Raw genomic sequence first — 6550 nt, 5'->3', positions numbered from 1 at the left:
GCTGCGACGGCTCATGTACGGGGCCAAGGACAAGGCAGGCCGAGTGGCCAAGGCGGGCTGAGCGGGCGAGGCGGGCTGAGCGGGCGAGGCGGGCTGAGTGACCGGCCCGCCCGGGGGCCCGCCTCAGACCACCCGTACACCCCGCCGCCACACCTGGTCGACCAGCGGTACGCCCGGCCGGTAGGCCAGGTGGACATGGCTCGGGGCATCGAGGAACGCGAGGTCGGCGTACGCCCCCGGGGTGAGGCGGCCGACGTCGGTACGGCGCAGGGCCCGGGCCCCGCCCGCGGTGGCCGACCACAGCGCCTCGTCCGGGGTCATGCGCATGTCCCGTACGGCCAGGGCGATGCAGAAGGGCACGGACGACGTGAAGGACGAGCCCGGGTTGCAGTCGGTGGAGAGGGCCACGGTGGCGCCCGCGTCGAGGAGGCGGCGGGCGTCCGGCCATTCGGCACGGGTGGAGAACTCCGCGCCGGGAAGCAGGGTCGCCACGGTGTCACCGCTCGCGAGGGCGTCCACATCGGCGTCGGTCAGGTGGGTGCAGTGGTCGGCGCTGGCCGCGTCCAGCTCAACCGCCAACTGCACTCCGGGGCCGTACGAGAGCTGGTTGGCGTGGACGCGCGGGTGCAGGCCCTTCGCCTTGCCGGCCGTGAGGATCGCGCGGGCCTGGTCGCCGTCGAAGGCGCCCTTCTCGCAGAAGACGTCGACCCAACGGGCGTACGGGGCGCAGGCGTCGAGCATCTCGCCGGTGACGAGCGCGACGTACCCGGCGGGGTCGTCGGCGAAGTCCGGGGAGACGATGTGGGCGCCGAGGTAGGTGACCTCGTCGGTGTGCGCGGACGCGATGCGCAGGGCCCGGGCCTCGTCCTCGACCGTCAGCCCGTAGCCGGACTTCGTCTCGAACGTGGTCGTGCCCTGGCGCAGGGCCTCGGCGAGGTAGTGGGTGAGGTTGCGTTCCAGTTCCTCGTCGCTCGCGGCCCGGGTGGCTGCGACGGTCGTACGGATGCCGCCGGCGCTGTAGGCCCGGCCGGACATCCGGGCGTTGAACTCCTGGGTGCGGTCGCCCGCGAAGACGAGGTGCGAGTGGGAGTCGACGAAGCCCGGGATCACCGCGCGGCCACCGGCGTCGACCCGATTGTCAGTGGCGGGTGCTTCTCTTGAATCACCGGTCCACGCGATGCGGTCGCCGTCGATGACGACGGCCGCGTCCTGGATCAGACCAAGAGGGGACTCGTCACCGAGGGAGGGATCGTTGGTGACCAGACTGGCGATGTTGGTGATGACGGTCGTCGTGCCGTTCGCAGTGCTCATGACGTCCTTGTCGGGGCTCGGGCTCGGGCTGGGCGCGGGGATCAGGCGCGCAGGGCTTCGACGGCGTCGGCCATGGCCTGCGGCACGTTCGGCACGAGGGCATGGACCCCGTCGCGTACGACGTGCCGGCCGCCCACGACCGTATGGCGCACGTCCGCCGCGGTCGCCGCGAATACGGCCGTCTCGGCGCCGAGCCGTGGCACCGGCCCCGCTGTTCTGACCGAGTCGAGCGCGATCGTCGTGAAGTCGGCGAGCGCGCCGGCTTCGAGGATGCCCGCGTCGTCCCAGCCCAGGGCCGCGTGACCGTCCGCGGAAGCGGCGCGCAGGAGCGCCGCCGCCGTCCAGTGGCCGCGGCTGCGGGTGCGCAGGCGCTCGTTCAGCTCCATGGCACGCGCCTCTTCGAGCAGGTCGATGACGGCGTGGCTGTCGGAGCCGAGGGAGAGCCGTGAGCCCGCCCTCTGGAGTGCGACGGCCGGGCCGATGCCGTCGGCGAGGTCGCGCTCGGTGGTCGGGCACATGCAGGTGCCGGTCGTGGAGCCGCCGAGCAGCGCGATGTCCTCGTCGGTGAGGTGGGTATTGTGCACGCCCGTCGTGCGCGGGCCGAGCACCCCGTGGTCGGCGAGCAGCCGGGTCGGCGTGCAGCCGTGCGTCTCAAGGCAGGCGTCGTTCTCCGCCGTCTGCTCGGACAGGTGCACGTGGAGCGGGGCCCGCCGCTCCTCGGCCCACCGCGCCACCGTCGCCAACTGCCCCGCGGGAACGGCCCGTACGGAGTGGATGGCGGCCCCGATCCGTGCGTGATCCCGGTCCTTGAGAACTGAACAGCGTTCGGCCCAGGCCTCCGCGGTGCCGTCGGAGAAGCGGAGCTGGTGCCGGTTCGGGGGCTGCCCGGTGCGCTTGTTCAGGAGGCCGGCGGCGAGGTAGGCGGTGTCGAGCAGGGTGATGCGGATGCCCGCCTCGGCGGCGGCCTCGATGAGGGCTTCGCCCATGGCGTTCGGGTCGGCGTACGGGGTGCCGCCCGGCGCGTGGTGGACGTAGTGGAACTCGCCGACGGCCGTGACTCCGGCGAGGGCCATCTCGGCGTACACCGCGCGGGCGAGCGCGTGGTACGTCTCCGGGGTCAGCCGGTCCGCGAAGGAGTACATGATCTCGCGCCAGGTCCAGAAGGTGCCGGAGCCGACCTGGACGGTGCCGCGCAGGGCACGGTGGAAGGCGTGGCTGTGGGCGTTGGCGAGACCGGGAAGGGTCAGGCCGCGCAGGATCTCGGCGCCCGGGGGCGGGGCGTCGACGCCCGTGCGGACGGCGGCGATCCGCCCCTCCGAGTCCACGTCCAGTGCCACGCCCGGCTCGACGAAGGTGTCGAGCCAGGCGTGCTCCAGCCAGTAGGTCGTGCCTCGCGCGCTCACGTGCAGGCCAGCCCTTCCAGTACGTCGGCGAGTGCGGTCACCCCGGCCACGCAGTCGTCCTCGGCGGCGTACTCGGCCGGCGAGTGCGAGACGCCCGTGGGGTTGCGTACGAACAGCATGGCGGTGGGGATGGATCCGGAGAGGATCCCGGCGTCGTGTCCCGCGCCGGTCCCGAGAACGGGGACCTTGAGGTCCACTTCCTTCTCCCTGCCCAGGATGCGGGCGATCTCGTCCCGCAGGGCGTGCTCGAACTCGACGACGGGGGTGAACGACTCCCGGACGACGTCCAGTTGGACCCCGTGCTCGTCGGCGTACTCGCGGGCCGCCTTCTCGATGCCGCTCACGACCGTGTCGAGGGTCGCCTGGTCGGCGGCACGGGAGTCGAGCCAGCCGCGCACGAGGGACGGGATGGCGTTGACGCCGTTCGGCTCGACCGAGATCTTGCCGAAGGTCGCCACGGCACCCGCGAGGCTCGCCTCCCGGCGGGCGGCGAGCACGGTCTCCGCGTACGACAGCATCGGGTCGCGGCGGTCCACGAGCCGGGTGGTCCCCGCGTGGTTGGCCTCGCCCCGGAAGTCGAACCGCCACCGCCCGTGGGGCCAGATGGCGCTGGCGATGCCGACCCGGTCGCCGGAGAGGTCGAGGGCACGCCCTTGCTCGACGTGCAGTTCGACGAACGCGCCGATCCGGGCCAGGCGCTCGGGGTCCGCCCCGATGGCGTCCGGGTCATATCCGGCGGCCTCCATGGCCTGCGGAAGGCTGACCCCGTCACCGTCCCGGAGCTGCCGCGCCTGCTCGACGGTCAGCTCCCCGGCCGCGAGCCGGGACCCCACACAGGCCAGCCCGAACCGGGCGCCCTCCTCGTCACCGAAGTTCACGATGGCGAGCGGCCTGGTGAACTCCGCCTTCCTGCTCCGGAGTTCGTCCAGCGCGGCGAAGGACGACACGACACCGAGGGGGCCGTCGAAGGCGCCGCCGTCGGGCACCGAGTCGAGGTGCGACCCGGTGACGACGGCGTTCCCCGCGGCGGGATCCCCCAGCCAGGCCCACTGGTTCCCGTTCCGGTCCAGCTCATAGCTCAGCCCACGTGTCCTGGCCTGCTCCTCGAACCAGTCCCGACAGTCACGGTCGGCCCCGGTCCAGGCGAACCGCCGATACCCACCGGAGCCGGGGTGCCGGCCGATGGGCTGCAACTCCCGCCACATGTCGTGGAAGGAGGGAGGCGCTGAGCGCGGCTGAGCCTTCGAGTCCGGTCCAGGCATGTTCAGCCCGTCGTGGGGGTCCCCCCGCTCGAGCGAAGCCGAGAGTGGGGGAGATTGAGGACGAGGCCGTTCAGGCCGGTCGGGGGCCTGGGGGCGGAGCCCCCAGCGGGATCCAGGAGCAGAGCCGCTCACTCGCCCTCCCGCATGGGAACCCGTACGCCCCGCTCGTCAGCAACCGACTCGGCGATGTCGTACCCGGCATCCACATGCCGGATGACACCCATCCCGGGGTCGTTCGTCAGCACGCGCCGGATCTTCTCCCCGGCCAGCTTCGTCCCGTCGGCCACCGAGACCTGACCCGCGTGGATGGACCGCCCCATCCCCACGCCACCACCGTGATGGATGGACACCCAGGACGCCCCGGAGGCCACGTTCACCATGGCGTTCAGCAGCGGCCAGTCGGCGATCGCGTCGGAGCCGTCGAGCATGGCCTCGGTCTCCCGGTAGGGAGAGGCGACGGACCCGCAGTCGAGGTGGTCGCGCCCGATGGCGAGGGGAGCCTGCAGCTCACCGCTGGCCACCATGTCGTTGAACCGCTCGCCGGCCTTGTCCCGCTCGCCGTAGCCGAGCCAGCAGATACGGGCCGGCAGCCCCTGGAAGTGGACGCGCTCGCCGGCCAGCTTGATCCAACGGTGCAGGGACTCGTTCTCCGGGAAGAGGTCGAGGATCGCCTTGTCCGTCTTGTGGATGTCGGAGGCCTCGCCGGACAGGGCGGCCCAGCGGAAGGGGCCCTTGCCCTCGGAGAAGAGGGGGCGGATGTAGGCGGGGACGAAGCCGGGGAAGGCGAAAGCCCGCTCGTACCCGGCGAGTTGGGCCTCGCCGCGGATGGAGTTGCCGTAGTCGAAGACCTCGGCGCCGGCGTCCATGAAGCCGACCATGGCCTCCACGTGCCGGGCCATGGACTCGCGGGCACGGGTGGTGAACCCGGCCGGGTCCTTCGCGGCGTACGAGGCCATGTCGTCGAAGTCGACGCCCACGGGGAGGTAGGCCAGCGGGTCGTGGGCCGAGGTCTGGTCGGTCACGATGTCGACGGGGGCGCCCTCGGCGAGCATGCGCGGGAGCAGTTCGGCGGCGTTGCCGAGGAGCCCGATGGAGAGCGGGCGGCGGGCGTCGCGGGCCTCGACGGCGAGCTGGAGGGCGTGCTCCAGGGAGTCGGCCTTCACGTCGAGGTACCGGTGCTCGATGCGGCGCTCGATGGCGCGCGGGTCGACGTCGATACAGATCGCGACGCCGTCGTTCATCGTGACGGCGAGCGGCTGGGCGCCGCCCATGCCGCCGAGGCCTGCGGTGAGGGTGATCGTGCCCGCGAGGGTGCCGCCGAACTTCTTCGCGGCGACGGCGGAGAACGTCTCGTAGGTGCCCTGGAGGATGCCCTGGGTGCCGATGTAGATCCAGGAGCCGGCCGTCATCTGCCCGTACATGGTGAGGCCGAGGGCCTCCAGGCGGCGGAACTCCTCCCAGTTCGCCCAGTCGCCCACCAGGTTGGAGTTGGCGATCAGGACGCGCGGCGCCCACTCGTGGGTCTGCATGACACCGACGGGTCGGCCGGACTGGACGAGCATCGTCTCGTCCTGCTTGAGCGTCCGCAGCGTACGGACCATGGCGTCGAAGGAGCGCCAGTCGCGGGCCGCCTTGCCGGTGCCGCCGTAGACGACGAGCTTGTCGGGGTGCTCGGCGACCTCGGGGTCGAGGTTGTTCTGCAGCATCCGCAGGGCGGCTTCCTGCTGCCATCCCAGGGCGCTCAGTTCCGTACCGCGCGGTGCTCGGACGGGGCGGGGTCCTGACATGGTCTGCCTCCTGGCGGCTGGTGAGTGCTCCGGGTGGTGCCGGTCATTCAGTCGATATTCACATCCTGATCGCCTGAATAGAACTAGTCAATACCTTCGTGGGCCAGCACGGGCGCGGCACGGATGTTTGGCTGGATGTATGGCGGCATACACAGGCACAGGAGACGCGGACTCGACGGGCGAAGAACCGGACGGAACTCCGAAGGGTCCGGGCGGAGCCCCGGAGGGGCTTGGCGGGGATCAGGGCCCGGCCACGAACGGGGGCGCGCGGCGGGACGAGGCCGTTCGCGCGGCCTTGGAACAGGGGCTGGTCGGTCCCGCCACCCCCATCATCGGGCTCCTCGACATCACCGGCATCCGGGCCTCCGCGGCGGCCCTGCGGGCGGCCTTCGACGCGGTGACGGCGCCCGGGACGCCCGTGCTGCACGCGTTCGCGGTGAAGGCGACCCCGCTCGTGCCGGTGCTGCGGCTGCTGCACCGGGAAGGCATCGGCGCGGAGGTCGCGAGCCCGGGCGAGCTGGCCCTCGCCCGCGCGGCCGGGGTCCCGCCGGCCCGTACGGTGCTCGACTCGCCCGCCAAGACCCCGGCGGAGCTGCGGGAGGCGCTCGCGCTGGGCATCGCGGTCAACGCGGACAACCCGCAGGAGCTGGCCCGCCTCGACGGGCTCGTGCGCTCGGCCTCGACCCTCCCCCACAGCCTCAAGGGCGTGGGAGGTGCCCCCACCCCCATCGGGATCCGAGTGAATCCGCAGGTCGGGGGGGGTTCGATCGGGGCGCGCTCGACGGCG

General features: G+C 72.3%; 4 protein-coding genes and 1 pseudogene. 1 reads left to right on the top strand and 4 read right to left on the bottom strand.

Annotation, left to right across the window (positions count from 1 at the left end):
* Window positions 1-123: 123 nt before the first annotated feature.
* The 4 genes from hutI to hutU form a co-directional block, all read right to left on the bottom strand.
* Complete coding sequence (gene hutI / locus O3Q52_RS46550; RefSeq protein ID WP_269654530.1) at window positions 124-1311, bottom strand: imidazolonepropionase; 1188 nt, start codon at window positions 1309-1311, stop codon at window positions 124-126.
* A 41-nt stretch (window positions 1312-1352) separates the two neighbouring features.
* Complete coding sequence (locus O3Q52_RS46545; RefSeq protein WP_269654529.1) at window positions 1353-2714, bottom strand: formimidoylglutamate deiminase; 1362 nt, start codon at window positions 2712-2714, stop codon at window positions 1353-1355.
* On the bottom strand, window positions 2711-3976 hold the full coding sequence (locus tag O3Q52_RS46540; RefSeq protein WP_269654528.1) for an allantoate amidohydrolase: 1266 nt from the start codon (window positions 3974-3976) through the stop codon (window positions 2711-2713). Before O3Q52_RS46540 ends, O3Q52_RS46545 begins: the two co-directional genes overlap by 4 nt.
* A 128-nt stretch (window positions 3977-4104) precedes the next feature.
* Window positions 4105-5763, bottom strand: a complete 1659-nt coding sequence (gene hutU / locus O3Q52_RS46535; protein ID WP_269654527.1) for a urocanate hydratase — start codon at window positions 5761-5763, stop codon at window positions 4105-4107.
* A 139-nt stretch (window positions 5764-5902) separates the two neighbouring features.
* Between hutU and O3Q52_RS46530 the strand changes: the two are divergent.
* Window positions 5903-6550: pseudogene (locus O3Q52_RS46530) on the top strand (diaminopimelate decarboxylase); the annotation flags it as partial.

It is taken from the genome of Streptomyces sp. ActVer (genome assembly GCF_027270795.1).
GTDB classification, from domain to species: Bacteria; Actinomycetota; Actinomycetes; order Streptomycetales; family Streptomycetaceae; genus Streptomyces; species Streptomyces umbrinus_A.
The sequence above is the reverse complement of the archived record's forward strand: the minus strand, read 5'-3'. Positions and strand labels throughout refer to the sequence as shown.